This is a genomic window from Rhodococcus sp. EPR-147 (assembly GCF_001647185.1).
Taxonomy (GTDB): domain Bacteria; phylum Actinomycetota; class Actinomycetes; order Mycobacteriales; family Mycobacteriaceae; genus Rhodococcoides.
This window is the reverse complement of sequence record NZ_LVCU01000530.1, coordinates 1-20,720: the sequence shown is the minus strand read 5'-3', so window position 1 is coordinate 20,720 and position 20,720 is coordinate 1. Positions and strand designations below refer to the sequence as shown.

Below are 20,720 nucleotides of genomic sequence, written 5' to 3'. Positions count from 1 at the left end.
CGAACTCGAAGTTATGGACGTAATCGTTGCCGAATCCATCCACAACTTCGAGCTCGCGAGCTATTCGCTGTCGGTCTTCTTGGCCGGAGCCTTCTTGACCGGTGCCTTCTTCGCAGCAGTGGTCTTGGTGGCCGTCTTCCTCGCAGCAGCTTTCTTGGCCGGAGCCTTCTTCGCAGCGGCCTTCTTCGCCGGTGCCTTCTTGGCCGCCGCCTTCTTCGCCGGTGCCTTCTTCTTCACCGGTCCGCGAGCGCGCCTGTCCGCCAACAACTCCGACGCGCGATCGTCGGTGATCGACTCCACGTCATCGTCCTTGCGCAGGCTGGCGTTTGTCTCACCGTCGGTGACGTAAGGCCCGAAGCGACCGTCCTTGATCACCATCGGCTTCTCACTGATCGGGTCGACGCCCATCTCGCGTAGCGGCGGCTTGGCTTCACCCTGACGACCGCGACGCTTGGGCTCGGCGTAGATCTTGAGCGCCTCTTCCAGCGTGACGGTGAACATCTGATCCTCGTCGGCGAGCGAGCGAGAGTCGGTGCCCTTCTTCAGATACGGGCCGTAGCGACCGTTCTGCGCGAGGATCTCTTCCTTGGACTCCGGATCGACTCCGACGACACGCGGCAGCGACAGCAGCTTGAGTGCATCGTCGAGCGTGATGGTCGCCAGATCCATGGACTTGAGCAGAGAACCGGTGCGCGGCTTGGGGCCGGTCGCCTTCTTCGCAGCCGCCTTCTTGGCCGGAGCTTTCTTGGCCGCCGCCTTCTTCACCGCGGTCTTGACGCCACCGCCACCGTCACCGTCGTTGCCGGACGGCACCGGGACGATATCGGGCTCGGGGGGCGTGGGTTCGGGTTCCGGCTCGGGCAGGATTTCGGTGACGTAGGGACCGAAACGGCCTTCCTTCGCGACGATGTCGTGACCGGTCAGCGGATCGACACCCAGCTTGCGCCCCTCTTGCGGTGTGGCGAACAGCTTTTCGGCGAAGTCGATCGTCAACTCGTCCGGCGGAAGATCGTCGGGCAGGTTGGCGCGCTGGCTGATCGGATCGCCGTCGGGATCGTCGTCGCTGACGACCATGCGCTCGAGATACGGACCGTAACGGCCCACGCGCACATGGATTTCGCGACCCTCGGAGTCGTCGAACAGACGGATGGAGTTGATGGTGCGGGCGTCGATCTCTTCGAGATTCTGGCCGACCATCTTCTTCAGTCCACCGGAGCGAGCCACCGAACCCTCGGCACCGGTGTCGCCGCCGAAGTAGAAGCTCTGCAGCCAATTGCCGCGTCGCTCACGGCCTCCCGCGATGGCGTCGAGGTCGTCCTCCATGCCTGCGGTGAAGTCGAAGTCCACCAGACGCCCGAAGTGCGCCTCCAACAACGCAACCCCCGAGAACGCCACCCACGACGGCACCAGCGCACTGCCGCGCTTGTAGACGTAACCGCGGTCGAGAATGGTCTTGATGATCGACGAATACGTCGACGGCCGACCGATGCCCAGTTCCTCGAGCGTCTTGATGAGCGACGCCTCGGTGAAACGCGCGGGCGGGTTGGTGGTGTGACCGTCGGGATCGAGCTGGGTGGCGGTGACGGCCTGACCCTGAACCAGTGCGGGCAAACGCGATTCGGCATCGTCGGACTGTCCGCCGGCCTGATCGTCGACGCTCTCCACGTAGGCCTTGAGGAAGCCGGCGAACGTGATGGTGCGACCCGAAGCGGAGAAGGTGCACTCCTCGCCGGTGCCGGCTGTTCCGGTGATGCGCAGTGTCAGCGTGGTGCCGCGAACGTCGGCCATCTGCGACGCGACCGTGCGCTGCCAGATCAGTTCGTAAAGGCGGAATTCGTCGGTCTGCAGGGCCGAGTGCAGCTGACCGGGCGTCTGGAAGACATCACCGGACGGGCGGATGGCCTCGTGGGCCTCCTGCGCGTTCTTGACCTTGCGGGTGTACTGACGCGGCGTCGGATGAACGTACTCCGGTCCGTAGAGCTCGGTCGCCTGCGTGCGCGCCGCCGAGATCGCCGACGCGGACAGCGTCGTCGAGTCGGTACGCATGTAGGTGATGTAGCCGTTCTCGTACAACCGCTGCGCGACGCGCATGGTGCGCTCGGAGCTGAAGCGCAACTTGCGTGCGGCTTCCTGCTGGAGCGTCGACGTCATGAACGGCGGGTACGGCTTGCGGGTGTACGGCTTGTCCTCCGCGGACGCGACCGTCAGGTCGACGCCTTCGAGAGCCTCGGCGAGGCGTCGGGCACGGGGTTCGTCCAGAACGGTCACCGCGTCGGACTTGAGCTTGCCGTCGGCCCCGAAGTCGCGACCGGCGGCGACGCGATTGCCGTCGACATTGACCAGCCGGGCACCGAAACTACGCGGGGTCGCCTCGGCACCGGCATCGAGTGTGGCGGAGATATCCCAGTACTCGGCGCTACGGAATGCCATCCGCTCGCGCTCACGCTGGACGACGATGCGGGTGGCGACGGACTGCACTCGGCCTGCCGAGAGCTTCGGCATGACCTTCTTCCACAGCACCGGGCTGACCTCGTAGCCGTAGAGACGGTCGAGGATACGACGGGTCTCCTGGGCGTCGACGAGGTCTTGATCGAGGTCACGGGTATCGGCGGCGGCAGCCAGAATGGCCGGCTTGGTGATCTCGTGGAACACCATGCGTCGAACCGGGATCTTGGGGTTCAGGGTCTCGAGGAGATGCCAGGCGATGGCCTCACCCTCGCGGTCGGGGTCAGTGGCGAGATAGAGCTCGTCGGCGTCCTTGAGCAGGCTCTTGAGCTCTGCGACCTTGCCCTTCTTCTCGGGCGAGACGACGTACAGGGCCTCGAAGTCGTGGTCGACGTCCACGCCGAGACGTGCCCATGGCTCACCCTTGTACTTGGCGGGAACGTCCGCGGCACCGCGGGGAAGGTCGCGAATATGGCCGACGGAGGCCTCGACGACGTAGTTGCTCCCGAGGTACGGGGCGATCTTCTTTGCCTTGGTCGGAGACTCGACGATGACCAGACGACGTGGCTCGGCGGAGCTGTCCCCCGTGCCGTTGTTACGTGCTGCCACCTTGCTGCCGAACCTTCCCTAGTGCGTTTTCACAGGCAGATTTGCCTGTCCCACTACTAACAGACTGACATACGTCGGCCAAATACTCGCAGATCAGTCACAGATCGGCCTACTCGGCGTGGGGCCAATTGGTACGTGCGTCCACGTTCTGTGGAGCCTCGCCGACGTTCTCGGTGAGCCGCAGCAGCCGGCGTCGACCGGTGATTCGGAGGCCCGGATTGGACCCACGCGTGCCGATGAGCGTCGGCGCGATGCCTGCGCGCATCAACGACTGAGCGAGAACGGCGTGAGTTTCCGGCGCGTGGGGATCCAGACCGAGCACGTACCGCTCCCCCTCCGCCTCGGGACGACCCGACGCGAGCACCCAGGCGCGCAGTTCGCGAGAACCCGGTACCCAACCGGGCGGGACGGCCTTGACGGCGCCCTTGGTCCACAGAGACGCCAATGCAGACAGTTCGGGCACCGACGCGGTACGCACCAGAGGCCTGTCCTCCTCCGATCGACCGAGCTCCGGCGTCAGACCGCATTGCTCGATGAGTTCGGCGATGGCATCCGCGCGCCACTGAGCGTCGACCACGACGGAAATTCGGGCCGCACCCGCCGAAGTGACGACATGGCCGGTGGCAGCCAGCAACCCACTGAGATCGGTCACCGCGGGCGGCAACGACTCGGCGGAGAAGAAGGACAGCTGGTTCACAGCATGGACATTAGGACATCGACGCCCGCGCTCACGGCTTTCGGCGCTCCCCGGTGGTTCGTGGAAACGAAACATCCCCCTTTTCGATCGGCCTTGTAGGACCGATGAAAAGGGGGATGACGGTTCTCGACTCCAAAGAGAAGAGAATCAGACTGCGCGAACGCCCGTGGCCTGAGGACCCTTGGTGCCCTGGCCGACCTCGAACTCGACGCGCTGGTTCTCCTCGAGGGTGCGGAAGCCGCTGCCCTGAATCTCGGAGTAATGAACGAAGACGTCAGCGGAGCCATCTTCTGGTGCGATGAATCCAAAGCCCTTTTCGGCGTTGAACCACTTCACAGTTCCCTGTGCCATGCTTTTCCTTCTCTTTCTAACACCGGATTCGATGGAGCGCACTTTCGGTCCATCGGGCCGGTTCCGACCGCTGCACTTTCTACGAATCCCCCTCAGGATTCCCCCTGACGGACGAGCTCTTCCAGTACCGCGCCCGCAACATTAGATCCTGCGAGCGTAGAACGAACACAGAAGCTGCGACCGCGTCAAGTGAACCATGAACTCCGCGTTCGCAACAGTCGAAAGTCGACCGTTTTCGAACATTTTGTCCGTGTTGTAGAAACGGACAACATCCGACAAGCGAATTGCTGCTCCCACCAGGGCGCGAAGGAGCTGAGCAGGTCCCCGCTAGCATGGGGTTGTCGCGAACAGCCCGACGGCGCTTGTAGATCGAACGAATGCATGGAGGCCCGTGACCGAGAAGAATCCGCTGGGCGGTGCGGATGCCGGGAGCTACGGGCAGCGGTTGCTGGATCGAGTATCGGCGGGATCGCCTGCGAGCGAGAGCCCGTTGACCCACGTCGCCGAACTGCCGGCACGCGCCTCCCAGTTCTCCTCCTGGCCGTCGTGGGTGGGCCCGGAAGTGGTGCAGGTGATCACCTCTCGTGGGATCTCACAACCCTGGACGCATCAGGCACGTGCGGCGACACTCGCCGCCGAGGGCAGTCATGTGGTGCTCTCGACCAGCACCGCGTCGGGTAAGTCGCTGGCGTATCAACTCCCCATCCTCACGACGCTGTCCGCCGACGCCCGGGCCACCGCGCTGTATCTGGCCCCCACCAAGGCCCTCGGTGCCGATCAGCTGCGCACCACGATCTCGATCACCGACGAGTTGCGTTCGGTGTCAGACGAACTCGCCGAGGTGTTCCCGAGTGCGTACGACGGCGATACACCGATCGAGATTCGTCAGTGGGCCCGCGCGAATGCGCGCTGGATCTTCACCAATCCCGACATGCTGCATCTCGGCATCCTCGGCTCGCATGAGCGGGGGTCGCGATTCCTCCGCAACCTCCGCTACGTGGTGGTGGACGAATGCCATTACTACCGTGGCGTTTTCGGATCCAATGTCGCGCTCGTGCTCCGCAGGCTACGACGCCTGTGCGCACGGTACGGAGCATCGCCGGTGTTCGTTCTCGCCAGTGCCACGACCTCCGAACCGGGGCGGGCCGCGAGCCGCCTCATCGGCGCGCCGTGCGCGGAAGTCACCGAAGACGGATCCCCGCACGGAGCCCGCACCGTCGCCCTGTGGGAACCACCGCTGCTGAAAGAAATCACCGGCGAAAACGGCGCTCCGGTCAGGAAATCCGCAGGTGCGGAAGCGTCGCGCATCATGGCCGACCTCCTGGTGGAGGGCGCGCGAACTCTGGCATTCGTGCGGTCCCGGCGCGGAGCCGAGGTGACCGCGCTGGGGACCCAGAGAATTCTCGCCGACGTCGATCCGCAATTGATACGACGCGTCGCCGCCTATCGCGCAGGGTATTTGGCCGAGGATCGGCGCAAACTCGAATCCGATCTGTCCGACGGCACGTTGCTCGGCGTCGCCACCACCAATGCGCTCGAACTGGGCGTCGACATCGCCGGTTTGGACGCGGTGATCGTCGCCGGCTTTCCCGGCACCGTCGCGTCGTTCTGGCAGCAGGGCGGCCGGGCCGGTCGACGCGGGGAGGGCTCATTGTTGGTGCTCGTTGCGCGCGACGATCCACTCGACACATATCTGGTGCATCACCCGGCGGCTCTGTTGGACAAGCCCGTCGAGGCCACCGTCACCGACCCCACCAACCCGTACATCCTGGCTCCGCAATTGCTCTGCGCTGCAGTCGAACTACCGATCACCCTCGTCGAGGCCGAGGAGCTGAGCGCGGAATCGGTGCTCGAGGAACTCGAACTGAAAGGCTATGTGCGCAAGCGTCCGCACGGGTGGTTCATCACTCCCGAGGGGCAGCAGTTGTCGCCGCACGGTGCGGTGAACATTCGCGGCGGCACCGGGATGCAGGTGGCCATCGTCGACGGCGAGTCCGGTCGCATGCTCGGCACCGTCGACGGCGGCAGAGCGCCCGCCACCGCCCACCCGGGTGCCGTCCACATTCACCAGGGTGAGTCGTTCGTGGTCGACGACCTCGATCTCGATGCCGGCCTCGCACTGGTGCACGCCGAGCAGCCCGAGTGGAACACCTCGGCCCGCGAGATCACCGACATCTCGATCACCGCGGTGCACGAATCCGTCGACTACGGCGAAGTACGCGTCGCACTGGTGCAGGTCAACGTCACCCATCAGGTCGTCGGATATCTGCGACGCCTCCTCTCCGGCGAGGTGCTCGACTCCATCGAACTCGACATGCCCGCACAGACACTCGACACCAGAGCCGTCATGTACACCATCACCCCGGAGTTACTCGAGCACAGCGGAGTTCCGTACGAACGATTCCCCGGATCACTGCACGCGGCCGAGCACGCCGCCATCGGGCTGCTGCCCCTGGTGGCGACGTGCGATCGCTGGGACATCGGCGGAGTGTCGACGGCTCTGCACCCCGACACCGGCCTGCCTACGGTGTTCGTCTACGACGGATACGACGGCGGAGCAGGCTTCGCCGACCGCGGTCACGTGGCCATCGCCGACTGGCTCACGGCCACGAAAGACGCCATCGTCTCGTGCGAATGCCAAACAGGTTGCCCCTCCTGTGTGCAATCACCCAAATGCGGAAACGGCAACGATCCATTGGACAAAGACGGTGCTGTTCGAGTGTTGACGGCGGTACTGGCGGCCATCACTCGGGAGGGTTGAGTCCGGGGATTCCGATTGAGCGCCGGTCCAGTGATGGTCCAGCGCCGGTCCAGTGCCGGTCCAGCGATGGGCGCAAACGCGCGCGCATTCGCTGAACGCGTGCAAAATCGGCTGCTGAACGGGGCTATATCGCGCGCACCTGACAAACGCGCGCGCATTCGCGGTCGCTGGGCGCAAGGCGCGAACTCACGGACGCACAGCGGAATCCGTTACCTGCACAACGACATTCGTAGATCCGCGGGTACGCGAACCTGCGACAGCCGATGCTACGTCGGTTCCGGGCTGTTGCGAATGGACAGGGCCGCAGCGGACGACCGGATGTGTTGTTCGGCCGACTTCATTGCGAGCTCTGCGTCACCGGCTTCGACGGCCGCCAGAATCTGCCGGTGTTCGGTATTCAGCTTGTCGGCCAACGAGTCCCAATCCTCGATCTCCAACAGCGCGGCGAGGATGGGCGCACGCATCGACTCCCGGATTGCTGCGGTGAGGGACGCGACGAAGTCGTTACCCGAGGCCTCGGCCAAGGCGATGTGAAAGTTCGTGTCGGCGTCGTTGAAGACCTCTCGGGTGACACCCCGCGCTGCCATGATTTCCACGGCGGCCCTCGCCTGCGCAAGCTTGTTCTGATCGGGGGCCACCGCGGCAAGGTGAACACTTGCCCGCTCGAGCGCAACTCGCGTGCTGATCAAGTCATCGATCCGAAAGTTGGTCAGCGCGACGTGCAGGCGAAGGAGACGTGTGAGTGCCGGCCGCGGCAGTGCCGCAACGAAGGTGCCGGCTCCGGGACCGGAACCCGGTGACGACCGCAGAATTCCACTGCTCTCGAGGACGCGCACGGCTTCACGGACCCCAGCCCGGCTGACGTCGAGCTGAGCTGCGAACTCCCGCTCGGGCGGCAGCGGATCCCCGACGCGGAGATCACCAGCCATGATGCGCTCCTCGATTGCGTCGATGACCAGCTCGTGCGCGCGGGCGCGCCGGACCGGCTTCCACGAAAGCGTTTCGTTATGCGTCCGTCCAGCGTCGTCTGCCATATCGGTCATCCAACCAGAAGAAGGTCTGTGGCCTCAGCCTCTTGACCCCATTGAGTGTGATCCATATCATTCTCTGTGTGGTCAGACCTCACACACCTTGAAGGTCTTGAATGGAGTAGCTGTGTACACACCCGATCTCGCACCGCTCGCGGACAGCATGGGATTGTCCGCAGCGGTGGCTTGCCTGCCGCTGTTGACGGTCTTCGTCACGCTCGGACTTCTTCGGTGGAAAGCCCACTTCGCCGGTCTGGCCGGGCTCGTCGTCGCATTGGCGGTGGCGGTTCTGGCCTACGACATGCCGGCGAACCTGGCCGGGCTGTCGGCAACACAAGGCTTCGCCTTCGGGTTGTTTCCCATCGTGTGGATCGTGATCTGTGCGATCTGGTTGTACGAGTTGACCGTGACGAGCGGACGGTTCGACGACTCGCGCCGCATCATCGATGCCATCTCCGACGATCCGCGTATCCAGGCGATCATCATCGCGTTCGGCTTCGGCGGGCTACTCGAAGCCCTCGCCGGATTCGGTGCTCCCGTCGCCATCACCGGTGTCATGCTTCTGGCCATCGGTTTCGCTCCGATGCGCGCAGCCGTCGTCGTGTTGCTCGCCAACACCGCGCCGGTTGCCTTCGGTGCCATCGGCATTCCGATCCTCACCGCCGGAAACTTGACGGGAATCGACTACCACGAGATCGGCGCGTACGTGGGTCACCAGACCCCGTTCATCGCCCTGTTCGTACCGCTGTTCATCGCGTTCCTCACCGATGGTCGACGCGGCGTCGCCCAGACGTGGCCGGTCGCCCTGGCCGTCGGTGTCGTGTTCGCCGTCGCGCAGTGGGTCAGCGCAACCTGGATCTCGGTCGAGCTGACCGACATCATCGCCTCGCTCGCTGGCATCGCCGCAGCAGTCGTGGTTCTGCGGTTCTGGAAGCCGACCGGATCCGACGCGGCCCGCGAACGCATCCTCCTGGCCCGGGATGCCGACCTCGATTCGGGAAGCTCCGGCAGTGCTCCGATCACGCCTGCGCCGGTCGCCACCCGCACCATCCAGGCCGCGCCGCTGACGACCCAACGAGTGTGGCTTGCACTGTTCCCATACCTTCTCGTCATCGCGGTGTTCTCGGTGGCCAAACTATGGTCCCCGGTCGCCAGGTTCCTCGCCTCGACCGACATCGCCGTACCGTGGCCCGGTCTCGACGGCAACATCCTCACCGCCGCCGGTTCCCCCGCAACCACCACCATCTACAAGTTCACCTGGCTGTCCACGCCGGGAACACTGCTCCTGATCTGCGGTGTCATCGTCGCCGCCGTCTACCGCGTCAGCGCTCCCGACGCCGCCCGGCTGTTCGGAAGCACTCTGATCAAACTCCGATTCTCCGCACTCACGGTGGGCGCGGTTCTGGCGCTCGCCTACGTGATGAACCAGTCGGGGCAGACCATCACCATCGGAACCTGGATTGCCGGCACCGGCGCATTCTTCGCCTACCTCTCCCCGATTCTCGGGTGGCTGGGAACCGCGGTCACCGGCTCGGACACCAGCGCGAACGCGTTGTTCGCGACGCTGCAGCAGACTGCAGCGATCAACGCCGGCATCGACCCCACCCTGCTGGTCGCCGCCAACACCTCGGGTGGTGTGGTGGGAAAGATGATCAGCCCGCAGAATCTCGCCATCGCTGCTTCCGCGGTGGGGTTGGTCGGGCGGGAGTCCGAGATTTTCCGACAAGTCATCGGGTGGAGCCTCGGCCTGCTGCTTGCCATCTGTCTCCTGGTCGGACTCCAGAGTTCGGTACTGGCCTGGATGCTCCCCTGACCCGTCGTCCCCACCACTCGCCGTAATACTGCACAGAATCGAGACCATGACATGCCCATCACCCGGCAGATGCCCAAAGCTACCGACCTGCGCGAGGTCCTCTCGTTCAAAAAGCCCGATCTGAACCTGCGTCGACGACGCCTCAGCGCCGCACTCACCATCGACGATCTCCGCACCATCGCCCGACGCCGCACCCCACGCGCTGCATTCGACTACACCGACGGTGCCGCCGACGCCGAGATCTCGCTCTCCCGGGCTCGTCAGGCCTTCCGTGACGTCGAATTCCATCCCTCGATCCTGCGGGACGTCTCTCACGTCGACACCTCGACGACGGTGTTCGGCGGGCCGTCCGCGCTGCCGTTCGGCATCGCTCCGACGGGATTCACCCGCCTGATGCAGACCGAGGGCGAATACGCCGGTTCTGCCGCAGCCGGAGCTGCCGGAATCCCGTTCTGCCTCTCGACCCTGGGCACCACGTCGATCGAGGACGTCAAGGCCACCAACCCGAACGGACGAAACTGGTTCCAGCTCTACGTCATGCGCAACCGCGACATCTCGTTCGGGCTGGTCGAACGCGCCGCGAAGGCAGGCTTCGACACCCTCCTGTTCACGGTCGACACGCCAGTCGCCGGATCACGACTGCGCGACAAGCGCAACGGATTCTCCATCCCGCCGCAGTTGACCGCGTCGACGATCGCCAACGCCATCCCGCGGCCCTGGTGGTGGTGGGACTTCCTCACCACGGCCAAGCTCGAGTTCGCATCGCTGTCCTCCACCGGCGGCACGGTAGGAGAGCTGCTGAATTCAGCGATGGATCCATCGATCTCGTTCGAGGATCTCGACGTCATCCGGGAGATCTGGCCCGGCAAGCTGGTCGTCAAAGGTGTTCAATCGGTGGCGGATTCGGTCCGTCTCGCCGAACTGGGAGTCGACGGAATCATCCTGTCCAATCACGGAGGCCGACAACTCGATCGGGCCCCCGTTCCCTTCCACCTGCTGCCTCAGGTGGTGAGCGAAGTCGGCTCCGACTTCGAGGTAGCCGTCGACACCGGCATCATGCACGGTGCCGATATCGTCGCCTCCATCGCGATGGGAGCGTCGTTCACCCTCGTCGGACGCGCGTACCTGTACGGCCTGATGGCCGGAGGGCGAGCCGGCGTCGACCGCATGATCGAGATCCTGCGCGAAGAGATAGTCCGCACCATGCAACTGCTGCAGGTCAATTCACTCGCGGAATTGACCCCGGAGCACGTCACTCAACTCACTCGATTCGCTCCTCTACAGTCCGGGGCACGCACCTTCACACCACACTGACCGCTGTAGGCCAGGGTTCGTGGCCTGGGTTCGACGCAAACGCGCGCGCATTCGCTGAACGCTCGCGAAATCGCTGGCCAGACGAGGCGAATCCCCGCGCACCTGACCAACGCGCGCGCATTTGCGAATTCGGCCAGCGGGCGAGGCGGACCGGGGCGGGCAAGCGGGCCGACCCGCCCGTCACCCCGGACCCGCCCGCGCCGAGGCGATGGCGTCGGACATTCCGAAGCGACCGAGGAACACCGGTTGGCCCACCGTCACGATCACGTCCCAGTCGGCGATCGTGCACTCTCGCAACACGGTCCCCATTCGCCCCGCCAAACCCCGCGCCGTCTCACACGCATCCGCCATCCCACGATCGAGAGACCCGGCACCGGCCAACGCAGCGAGGTCGGCCGCCGACTGTGCCTGATGACGCGCACCCACCGCCGAGCCGACGTGAATCACCATCACCACGACAACGATCAAGGCCGACATCGCCAGCGCCGCCAACACCGTCGCGCCACCTTCGTCATCACGCAGCACCCTCCCGAAAGCGAGCCTCATTCCGCGGCAATCGGTTCCGCAGCAGCAACCGCCTCAGCAGACAACGTCAACCCAGGCAGCGGACTCGCCACTTCCACCCGCGCGACGAAGAACTCCCCGTCCTCGGTCACCGTGATGCGAGCCCCCTCCGGCGCGACCCTCTCCCCCACCGAGACAGCCCGGTTCGTATCCCCTCTGGCCGCCAACCGCGCTGCCTCCCTGGCCGCATCGACGCAGCCGATGTGCATCGTCACCGACACAATCGCCCCGATACACACCACGATCACCGCGACGATGGACGCGATCGCGAACGCCGCCTCCACCGTCACGGCACCGTCGTCATCGGTCAGGCTCAGACGGCTGTGTTCAGCGCTCGATCGATGATCCCCGTCAACGCCGTGACGATGCTGTCGCCGGTCACCACCGTGTACAGCACCGCCCCGAACGCCGCGGCCGCGATGGTCCCGATCGCGTACTCCGCGGTCGACATGCCATCGTCCTCCACTCCGAACAGAACGATTCGAGTCTTCAACTCCTGCAGTGCGTTCTCGATCATCTCGATTCCCCTCCCTGATCTCCGACGCGGCATCTCCGCATCGGAATTCTGTGTGCGCGGCGGTCACAGCAGACCGCCGCCCAGTACGTTGCCCGCCAGGCCGATCACCACGGGGATGATGCCGAGGCAGATGAAGGCCGGCAGAAAGCACAGACCCAACGGCCCGCTGATCAGCACACCCGCGCGTTCGGCCGCAGCGGCCGACGCGTCCTCGGCGCGAGTTCGTTGTGTCGCAGCGAGTTCCGTCATCGCCGACGCCATGGACGACCCGGCCCGGGCAGATCGGCGGGCCATCCTGGCCAGCGCCTCGGTCTCGGGATCCTGCGCGACGGCGTCCCACGCGGTCGCGGCGTCGGCACCGAGTTCGAGAAGATCGGCTGCCTTGCGGAGCGCGATACCGAACGAGGTCGGAGCGGAATGTGCTGCTGCCGCAGCGGCGGTCGATATCGGCAAGCCCGACCGCAGACAGGCGGCGAGCAGATCGAAGGTCGTGGCCACCGCGAGCGGGTCGGGTGTCGGCGTATCGACGGTGTCGGTGTCCGCCAGGCGCTCGGATGCCAGCCTGTGCAACCCACCCGAGACCGAGGGCAGCGTGATCGATGCCGTGGCCAGACACAGAACCGCCACCCACATCACGTCGTCACCTTGCCGGTGATCGCATCGGTCCACAGCAGGCCCGCACAGCCCAGCGCCGTGCCGATGAGCAGCAGCATTCCGCCGAGCCCACCGCCGAGCAGAATGTGCAGTGGATCGGCTCCCATCAGCTGACCGAGCGCGACTCCGAGAATCGGTAGACCGGCCAGCACCAGCGCGGTGGCACGGGCACCGGCGAGCGATGCGTCGGTTCGTTCGCGAAACCGTCGGCGTCCCAGCATGTCCTCGCGGACGGCGTCGAGCAGTTCGGCGAGCGCGAGCCCGTGCTCGTCTGCCACTCTCCACGCGGCGGCCAGCCGGCCGAGCTCGGCGTCCAACAACGAATCGGACGAGGCGATACCGTCCGCAGCCATGCCGCCCAGTCGGGAGCGCGATGCCGCACCGCGCAGTGCCGTCGACGCGATGCCGCCGCACTCGTCCGCCGCGACCGCGCTGGCCGTGGCCGGATGGGATCCGACGCGCAGCTCGCCGATGACCACCTCGACTCCGGTTGCGAGCCAGTTCAATTCGTCGGCACGCCGGTCACGTTCGAGTCGCCGGCGATTACGACGCCATCCGGTACCGCCCGCCACCGCTGCTGCGCTCACGGCCCAGATTCCGCCGAACCACCACGCCGCCCCTGCCGCAAACAGAACGCAGCATGCCGGCATCAGCCATCGCGGCGCGGACGAAGCCGCCCGTTCTTCACCAGGCAGCCGACGGAAACTACTCGGCCACAGGGCAACCGCGAGGGCGAGGACCATCACCGCCGCCGTCATCGGGCGTCACCGCAACGGCGGTCGAGCAGTTCGAGGAGCCGACCTTCGCCCGGCGTCGCGTCGGCAGTCACCGACCAGGCCGCCGCGATGTGCACTCGCCCGGCGCGATCGACGTCGACCACTCCGATCTCACGTAGTCGTCGAGTACCGTCGGAACTGCGGTGGACGTGCAACACCACTTGGACCGCAGCGGCGAGTTGGCTGTGCAACGCGTCTCGGCCCATTCCGCCCAGTGCCGCAAGGGCTTCGAGTCTGGCCGGTACCTCGGCCGGGGAGTTCGCGTGAATGGTTCCGGCTCCGCCGTCGTGACCTGTATTGAGAGCCGTCATCAAGTCGATGACCTCGGCCCCGCGCACTTCACCGACCACGAGCCGGTCCGGTCGCATTCGCAGAGCCTGACGCACCAGCTGCCGCACCGATACTTCACCCACGCCTTCGACATTGGGCGCGCGGGCTACCAGCCGGACCACGTGCGGATGTGCCGGGGCCAACTCGGCGGCATCCTCGACGCAGACGATCCGTTCGGCCGGATCCACCTCGCCCAACAGGGCGGCCAAGAGTGTGGTTTTTCCAGCGCCGGTACCGCCGACGACGAGAAATGCCAGGCGGCCGAATACGATTCGACGCAGCAGCTCGTACCCGTCTTCGGTCACGGCTCCCGATGCACGGAGCGCAGCTAGTCCCTGCGTCGCGGGTCGCAACACCCGAAGCGACACACACGTTCCTCCGCTCGCCACCGGTGCCAGCACCGCGTGCAGGCGGACTCCGAAGGCCCCCTGCCCGACGCCCGGCAATCGACCGTCGACCCAGGGCTGCGCGTCGTCCAAACGGCGGCCGGCCGACAACGCGAGTCGCTGCGCCAAACGACGTACGGCAGCCTCGTCGGCGAATCGGATGCCGGTGCGCTCGAGTCCGCGACCACGATCGATCCACACCTGATCCGGTGCGGTGACCAGCACATCGGTCACTCCGGGCTCGGACAGCAGCGGCTCCAACGGCCCCGCACCGGTCAGCTCGGTCTGCAGAACACGAAGGGCCGCAAGCATATCGGTGTCGCCGATCACCCCGCCTGCTTCCGCTCGTATGGCCGCGGCGACGGTCGCGGGAACCGGAGCATCGGCCGATGCCGCCAGGCGATCACGGACGCGGTCGAGCAGATCCGCGGTGACGACGGCGCTCATGCCGCCCACCGCTGACCACCGGGCTTGTGCGCGAACGTATCGAGCACAGCGTCGGCTGCCGCGGCCAGCGGCGAACGTCGGCCCAGCACCAGTCCTCCTCGTTCGAGGCGCTCGGCCAACGCGGGCTCGGCGCGCATCGACGTCAACAGAGGAAGCCCGAGGGCGACGGCGATGTCGTCTGCCCTCAGCCCACCCGGCGCAGGCCCACGAACGACCAGGCCGACGTTGGCGTTTCGATCCACCACCTCCGCTGCCACCGCCTCAGCCGACGTCACGGCTCGCAGTTCGGCCGGTAGTACCACCACGACGAGATCCGCCGCGGCGTACAGAGCGTCGGAGACGTCGCTCGGATGGCGCGGAGCGTCGCACACCACCAGATCTCCCGCTGCGCGTCCTGCATCGACCACAGCCGCCACTGCAACGGCCGAGAGTCCGATACCCCGGTCCTGGGATCGGCCGAGCGCCAGCACCGACAACCCGCCGCGGGAAGGCAGCGCCCCGTGCAGAGCGTCGCCGGAGACTCGGCCGCCTTCGACGACCAAGCCGGACCATCGCAGACCCGGAGCGTTCTCCCAGCCGAGTAACAGGTCGAGGCCGCTGCCGTACCGATCACCCTCGACGAGGAGGGCACGCCGGTCCGAGCGGCTGCTGCGGAGTCCGAGTGCGGCAGCGAATGTCGATGCGCCCCCGCCGCCGCGAGCGCCGACCACGGCGATCACTCCACCATCTCCCGACGGCACCGAGACGGGTTCGCCGAGTATGCGCACGAGTGCGTCTTCGTCCTGCGGCAGGGAGAGCACATGCTCGGCACCGAGCGATGTGGCGATGCGCCAGTCGTCGAGTGTCGGTTGCTCGTCCGTGACCAGAATGACGCCCGAGCGTCGCGAAAATCCGGACGCCAATGCCGTCTCTGCGGACTCGAAATCGACCAAAATTGTTCCGGGTCGGTCCCACATCGACCGTGCCGAACCGATACCGACCAGTAAGTTCTGCTCTTCCACAACACAATCCGCGGCCGCGGCTATTCGATAGACGTCCTCGCGGAGTCCGCGAAGTTCGATCGACATCGCCACAGTCGGGTGCGCGATTCGCTGTCGCGGGTCCGTTTCCATGCGCCAAGCCTGCGTGAGAATCTGCTCGAGGTGCGCGCGACTTGGGGAAATGTGGATAGATCGGGGCCTGTGGATGAATACCGGTACTGCTGTACCAGTTTTCGACCCGACCCGGAAAAGAGGACGACCCTCGCCAGGGGGGGAGGAGGCGAGGGTCGTCTGGTTCAGCCCCGGGGGGTCGGGCTGAACACCGCCCGGAATTAACCGGGCTCATAACAAATACTACACCCGTGGACTTCCTTGTTTGCAAGTTCAACCGTCGCTTTTTCTCGACGGTTTCGGACCGAGTCCACCAGTGGCACCGCGCAACATCCACCGGTCACCACCGGCCACTATGGTGACAAACGTGACCCAGAGCGCGAGCACCGACGACGCCCCGGCCGGCCGACGCGCAGCGCGCGTCGCGGCATTCTTCGACCTCGACAAGACGATCATCGCCAAGTCCAGCACCTTGGCATTCAGCAGGCCGTTCTTCGACCAAGGACTCATCAACCGGCGCGCCGTTCTCAAGAGCAGCTACGCCCAGTTCCTGTTCCTGCTCTCCGGAGCCGATCACGACCAGATGGAGCGCATGCGCGCACACATCGCGAGCATGACCGCAGGCTGGGACGTCGAACAGGTACGAGCGGTCGTCGCCGAAACCCTGCACGACATCGTCGACCCCCTCGTGTTCGCCGAAGCCGCCGACCTGATCGCAGACCACAAGCTCCGCGGCCACGATGTGGTGATCGTGTCGGCGTCCGGCGACGAGATCGTGCACCCCATCGCAGAACTCCTGGGTGCCGATCACAGCATGGCCACCACGATGGTGACCGTGGACGGCAAGTACATCGGCAAGGTCGACTTCTACTGCTACGGCGAGGGCAAGGTCGACGCCATGAACTCCCTGGCCGCGCAACATGATTACGACTTGGCGTCGAGCTACGCGTACTCGGACTCGATCACCGACGTGCCGATGCTGCGCGCCGTCGGGCATCCCACGGCCGTCAACCCCGACCGAGCGCTGCGCAAGGAAGCCGCGTCCCGCGGCTGGCCGATCCTCACGTTCTCCAACCCGGTCTCGCTGCGATCACGGATCCAGACCCCGTCCGGCAAGACCGTAGCGGCAAGTGCGGCAGCAGGTTTCAGCGCTCTTGCGGCCGGCGCGATCACCTACGGACTGCTCCGAAGAAAAAGATGACGCTCAACCCCTTGATGTGAGGCGCGTCACGGGGTACAAATGACGTACGGAAGAACGGAAGGCCAAGAACGAATCGGACGAGAAGATTCGCTCTCCCGACCGGGATTCCCAGCACGGACACCAGGCACCCACGCGGAGCGGCCACCTAATGGCAGAAGCGCTGTGGGCCTGCGAGATTCGTCGATGATCAGCAAGAACCCTGCACCGGTTGCAGGGATGACCTCATCACCGTCGAACCCTCGCCGAGGCCACGTGGTTTTCCATCACAGCCCACCTGAGCACGCTTGGTAACCAGGCGCTCCGTGCTAACGGGCGGCGAAGTCGACGCAAGTCGGCATCGCCGCCCTTTTATGTGTGGGTTAGACCGCGGCTTCGGCAATCGAAGTCGCCTCTGCCGCACCGGCTTCGAAGGCTCCACAGCACAGGATCACCCAACTCCCGACGCCCGTCGCGGTGCCCTCGGCGAATCCGGTCGCGCCGTCCCGGTAGGCATTTGCTCGACGCATCCAGCTCACTTCCGGCACTCCGAGGTTGTGGGGGTCGAAGCCCGACGACGCCGCCACCAGTCTCGATGCAGCCCGCGCAACGATGCCGTCGGCCGATCCGAAAGCTTTGAGCGTCAACAACTCACCGTGCACCACCGCCGCGATCACCGGAGCGGGTGCAGAGGTTCCACCGGTCACGAGCTGAGCGAGCAGATCGAGTCGCTCGCCGACCCCCGAATCACCGCGCGGACGACCGAGCGCGGAGGCGTCGTCGACGAGATCTGCAGCTGCCAACAAGTGGAGTCGAGCCAGGGTCTGCAGCGGAGCGCGCTTCCACGTCGAGAGCGTGTTCTGCAGGGCGTCGCCATCGAGGGCGGCCGCGACTCGAAGCGCGCCGGCGAGTACGGGGTCGCCTTCTTCGCCCTCGCGGGGGAAATCCATCGACCCGCCCTCGAGTGACGAAGACGAGCGGGCCGCGCGGACCGCGGCCTCGGCCGCGGTGGCCGGCCAGCCACGACGGTTGGCCTTGTGTCGATGCACCGCGCCGAGAGCGTCACGCGCCCGTTCGGCGGAGTCGACAACTCCGGGCAATTCCAGCAGCGGGGCGAGGGGGTCCGTCACGACAGACGACGGTACCCCCTCCCCTTGCCTTTACTTTGCCCCTGCCGCCAACAGCTCGGCGCGGGCCTGGCGACGCTTGGCCTGTTCGGCCGGGTCGGGCACCGGGACGGCCGCGAGCAACCGCTTGGTGTACTCGTTGGTCGGACGACGCAGAATCTGATCCGTCGTACCGAACTCGGCGAGTTTGCCCTTGTTCAGCACCGCTATGCGCTTGGCCAGTACCTCCACCACAGCGAGGTCGTGGCTGATGAACAGGCACGCGAAGCCGTACTCACGCTGTAGTTCCTTGAACAGCTCGAGCACCTTGGCCTGCACCGACACGTCGAGTGCGGACGTCGGTTCGTCGGCCACCAGCAGCGTCGGCTCCAGGGCGAGCGCCCGGGCGATACCGACGCGCTGACGCTGCCCACCGGACAACTGGTGGGGGTAGCGGTTGCGCATGGTCCGCGACAGGTGAACCCGGTCGAGCAGTTCCTCGACCTTTCGATTTCGGTCTGCAGCACTGTGCTCGGTGTGCAGCAGCATCGGCTCGGCAATGGACTGTCCGATCGGCCAGCGCGGGTTCAACGACGAACCCGGATCCTGGAACACGATGCCGACCTTGCTTCGCACCGACCGCAGTTCGCGATTCGACAGGTTGGTGATGTCGACGCCTGCGATCGACAACGAGCCGCCGGTGAGCTTGTTCAGTCCCACCACGGCCTTGCCGATCGTCGACTTGCCCGAGCCGGACTCGCCGACGAGGCCGACCACCTCACCCATCTCGATGTCGAGGCTGACCCCGTCGACGGCCCGGAACACGGTGCGGCCCGGGTACTCGATGACACCGTCGACGATGCTCAGTGCCCGGGTCTCCTCGCCGGCACTGGGCTCGGCGATCTTCCCGGCGGTCACGGCCTCGATGCTGCTACCCAGGTGCGGAACCGAGGCGAGCAACTGCTGCGTGTACGGATGCGATGCGTTCTTGAATATGGTTTGCGCAGCGTCTGTTTCGACGATGACGCCGTCCTTCATGACCGCGATGCGGTCGGCCATGTCGGCCACCACACCCATGTCGTGGGTGATCAGGACGATCGACGCGTCGATGCGGTTCCGGAGATCACGCATCAGGTCGAGGATCTCGGCCTGCACCGTGACGTCCAGGGCCGTGGTCGGCTCGTCCGCGATCAGCAGCGACGGGTCCGAGGACAGCGCCTGGGCGATCATCGCGCGCTGACGCTGACCACCGGAGAGCTGGTGCGGGTAGAAGTTGACCCGCGTCTCCGGATCCGGCATCTCGACGAGCTTGAGCAGCTCGACGGCCCGCGCTTTCGCTTCCTTCTTCGACAGCGAGGTGTGCGCGCGGATGGCCTCGGTGATCTGCCAGCCGATCGAGTACACCGGATTGAGCGCCGTCATGGGCTCCTGGAAGATCACCGCGACGTTCTTGCCGCGGATGGGTGCGAGCTGCTTCTCGGGCAGCCCGACCAGCTCTTTCTCGCCCAGCTTGATGCTGCCGGACACCCGCGAATTATCGGCCAACAGGCCCGGGACGGCCATCGCCGTCGTCGACTTACCGGATCCGGATTCACCGACGATGGCGAGAACTTCACCGGAGGCGACCGTGAACGAGACGGTATCGACCGCCTTGCGCCAGACCTTCTCGACCTCGAACTCGACCGTCAGATCGGTGACGCTCAGAACCGTGTCCTTCTGAATACTCATGTCAGTTCCGTTTCGGATCGAGTGCGTCACGGAGTGCGTCGCCGAGCATGATGAACGCCAGCACCGTGACGGAGAGGAACGCGGCCGGGAACAGCACCAGGTGCGGTGACGTGAGGAACCTGGCTTGACCGAGGTTGATCTGTAGGCCCCAGGAGATCTCGGGGGCTTGCAATCCGATTCCGAGGAACGTCAATGTCGCCTCGGCCGCGATGAACGTACCCTCCGAGATCGTGGCGTAGATGATCACCGGGGCCAGCGCGTTGGGAAGGATGTGTCGCACCAGAATGCGGTAGGTCGACGCTCCCAATGCCTGTGCCGCCTGGACGTATTCACTGTTCTTGATGGAGATCACCGACGATCGCACCAGGCGCATCGCCGTCATCCAACCGAAGGCCACCAGGGCCAACGACACGGTGAAGATGGTGCGCTGGGCGGTGACGGTGAGCAGGATCAGAGCACCGAGCAGCAGCGGAATCCCGAAGAACACGTCGGTGAAGCGCGCCAGGATGCTGTCGATCGCACCGCCGAAGTAGCCGGCGAGAGCACCGATGAGGACGCCGATGATCAGCACGCCGATCACCGAGAGCACACCGATCGACAGCGAGATCCGCGCACCGTAGATGACGTTGGCGTAGTAGTCGCAGCCCTGGATGTCGGTGCCGAACCAGTGTGCTGCACTGGGTTTTTGACCGGAATCGGACAGCGAGCACACTCGCGGATCGATGCCGCGGGCGAACAGCTGCGGGAACACCGCCATGACCAACAGCACCAACAGCAGGAACGTGCCGATGATGAAGAACGGGCTCTTGCGCAGGTACTTCCACGCGTTGCCCCACAGGCTGGCCTGACCGACCAGCTCGACGGCCTCGCCGGTGACGACGTTTCCGGGCTGGCCCTCGTCCGCGGCGTGCTGAGCTGCGCTCGAA

The 20,720-nt window shown here is 65.5% G+C and carries 18 protein-coding genes; 4 read left to right on the top strand and 14 right to left on the bottom strand.

Annotated features, from left to right (window positions below):
- Window positions 1-60: 60 nt before the first annotated feature.
- The 3 genes from topA to A2J02_RS23165 form a co-directional block, all read right to left on the bottom strand.
- Complete coding sequence (gene topA / locus A2J02_RS23175; protein WP_068054169.1) at window positions 61-3,054, bottom strand: type I DNA topoisomerase; 2,994 nt, start codon at window positions 3,052-3,054, stop codon at window positions 61-63.
- A gap of 109 nt (window positions 3,055-3,163) precedes the next feature.
- Window positions 3,164-3,751, bottom strand: a complete 588-nt coding sequence (locus A2J02_RS23170; protein ID WP_037187885.1) for a hypothetical protein — start codon at window positions 3,749-3,751, stop codon at window positions 3,164-3,166.
- A 147-nt stretch (window positions 3,752-3,898) separates the two neighbouring features.
- Window positions 3,899-4,102, bottom strand: coding sequence for a cold-shock protein (locus tag A2J02_RS23165; protein WP_005248460.1), 204 nt, complete (start codon window positions 4,100-4,102; stop codon window positions 3,899-3,901).
- A 391-nt stretch (window positions 4,103-4,493) separates the two neighbouring features.
- Here A2J02_RS23165 and A2J02_RS23160 point away from each other — a divergent pair, with 391 nt between their 5' ends.
- Window positions 4,494-6,863, top strand: coding sequence for a DEAD/DEAH box helicase (locus A2J02_RS23160; protein WP_197478113.1), 2,370 nt, complete (start codon window positions 4,494-4,496; stop codon window positions 6,861-6,863).
- Window positions 6,864-7,129: 266 nt separating this feature from the next.
- Here A2J02_RS23160 and A2J02_RS23155 read toward each other — a convergent pair whose 3' ends face one another.
- The gene (locus tag A2J02_RS23155) at window positions 7,130-7,906 is read right to left on the bottom strand and encodes a FadR/GntR family transcriptional regulator (RefSeq protein ID WP_068054166.1); all 777 of its coding nucleotides are present in this window, start codon (window positions 7,904-7,906) and stop codon (window positions 7,130-7,132) included.
- 148 nt (window positions 7,907-8,054) lie between these two features.
- Between A2J02_RS23155 and A2J02_RS23150 the strand changes: the two genes are divergently transcribed.
- Both A2J02_RS23150 and A2J02_RS23145 read left to right on the top strand, forming a co-directional pair.
- Window positions 8,055-9,704, top strand: coding sequence for an L-lactate permease (locus A2J02_RS23150; RefSeq protein WP_197478115.1), 1,650 nt, complete (start codon window positions 8,055-8,057; stop codon window positions 9,702-9,704).
- Window positions 9,705-9,755: 51 nt separating this feature from the next.
- Window positions 9,756-11,018, top strand: a complete 1,263-nt coding sequence (locus tag A2J02_RS23145; RefSeq protein ID WP_068054161.1) for an alpha-hydroxy acid oxidase — start codon at window positions 9,756-9,758, stop codon at window positions 11,016-11,018.
- 180 nt (window positions 11,019-11,198) lie between these two features.
- Here A2J02_RS23145 and A2J02_RS23140 read toward each other — a convergent pair whose 3' ends face one another.
- The 7 genes from A2J02_RS23140 to ssd all read right to left on the bottom strand — a co-directional run bounded on the left by A2J02_RS23140 (window position 11,199) and on the right by ssd (window position 15,804).
- Entirely contained in the window at window positions 11,199-11,564 is a 366-nt protein-coding gene (locus A2J02_RS23140; protein WP_068054155.1) for an Rv3654c family TadE-like protein, read from the bottom strand.
- The gene (locus tag A2J02_RS23135; RefSeq protein WP_068054152.1) at window positions 11,561-11,872 is read right to left on the bottom strand and encodes a TadE family type IV pilus minor pilin; all 312 of its coding nucleotides are present in this window, start codon (window positions 11,870-11,872) and stop codon (window positions 11,561-11,563) included. Before A2J02_RS23135 ends, A2J02_RS23140 begins: the two co-directional genes overlap by 4 nt.
- Before the next feature lie 23 nt (window positions 11,873-11,895).
- Window positions 11,896-12,099: a DUF4244 domain-containing protein gene (locus A2J02_RS23130; RefSeq protein ID WP_068054150.1), complete on the bottom strand. Its 204-nt coding sequence runs from the start codon at window positions 12,097-12,099 to the stop codon at window positions 11,896-11,898.
- Window positions 12,100-12,162: 63 nt separating this feature from the next.
- On the bottom strand, window positions 12,163-12,735 hold the full coding sequence (locus A2J02_RS23125; protein ID WP_068054147.1) for a type II secretion system F family protein: 573 nt from the start codon (window positions 12,733-12,735) through the stop codon (window positions 12,163-12,165).
- Window positions 12,732-13,511 carry a type II secretion system F family protein gene (locus A2J02_RS23120; RefSeq protein WP_068054144.1) on the bottom strand — a complete coding sequence of 260 codons (780 nt, stop codon included), beginning with the start codon at window positions 13,509-13,511 and terminating at the stop codon, window positions 12,732-12,734. Before A2J02_RS23120 ends, A2J02_RS23125 begins: the two co-directional genes overlap by 4 nt.
- Entirely contained in the window at window positions 13,508-14,692 is a 1,185-nt protein-coding gene (locus tag A2J02_RS23115; RefSeq protein WP_082899008.1) for a TadA family conjugal transfer-associated ATPase, read from the bottom strand. The genes A2J02_RS23120 and A2J02_RS23115 overlap by 4 nt, the downstream gene beginning before the upstream one ends.
- A complete protein-coding gene (ssd, locus tag A2J02_RS23110) occupies window positions 14,689-15,804 on the bottom strand; it encodes a septum site-determining protein Ssd (protein WP_082899007.1) in 1,116 nt (371 codons plus the stop codon). Before ssd ends, A2J02_RS23115 begins: the two co-directional genes overlap by 4 nt.
- A gap of 334 nt (window positions 15,805-16,138) precedes the next feature.
- Here ssd and A2J02_RS23105 point away from each other — a divergent pair, with 334 nt between their 5' ends.
- Complete coding sequence (locus A2J02_RS23105) at window positions 16,139-16,984, top strand: HAD family hydrolase (protein ID WP_373454860.1); 846 nt, start codon at window positions 16,139-16,141, stop codon at window positions 16,982-16,984.
- Window positions 16,985-17,343: 359 nt separating this feature from the next.
- Here A2J02_RS23105 and A2J02_RS23100 read toward each other — a convergent pair whose 3' ends face one another.
- The 3 genes from A2J02_RS23100 to A2J02_RS23090 are packed head-to-tail and all read right to left on the bottom strand — an operon-like array spanning window position 17,344 to window position 20,650.
- Window positions 17,344-18,090 carry an oxidoreductase gene (locus A2J02_RS23100; protein WP_068054137.1) on the bottom strand — a complete coding sequence of 249 codons (747 nt, stop codon included), beginning with the start codon at window positions 18,088-18,090 and terminating at the stop codon, window positions 17,344-17,346.
- Between the two features lie 30 nt (window positions 18,091-18,120).
- The gene (locus A2J02_RS23095) at window positions 18,121-19,794 is read right to left on the bottom strand and encodes an ABC transporter ATP-binding protein (RefSeq protein WP_068054134.1); all 1,674 of its coding nucleotides are present in this window, start codon (window positions 19,792-19,794) and stop codon (window positions 18,121-18,123) included.
- Window position 19,795: 1 nt separating this feature from the next.
- Window positions 19,796-20,650, bottom strand: coding sequence for an ABC transporter permease (locus A2J02_RS23090; protein ID WP_068054186.1), 855 nt, complete (start codon window positions 20,648-20,650; stop codon window positions 19,796-19,798).
- Between the last annotated feature and the right edge of the window lie 70 nt (window positions 20,651-20,720).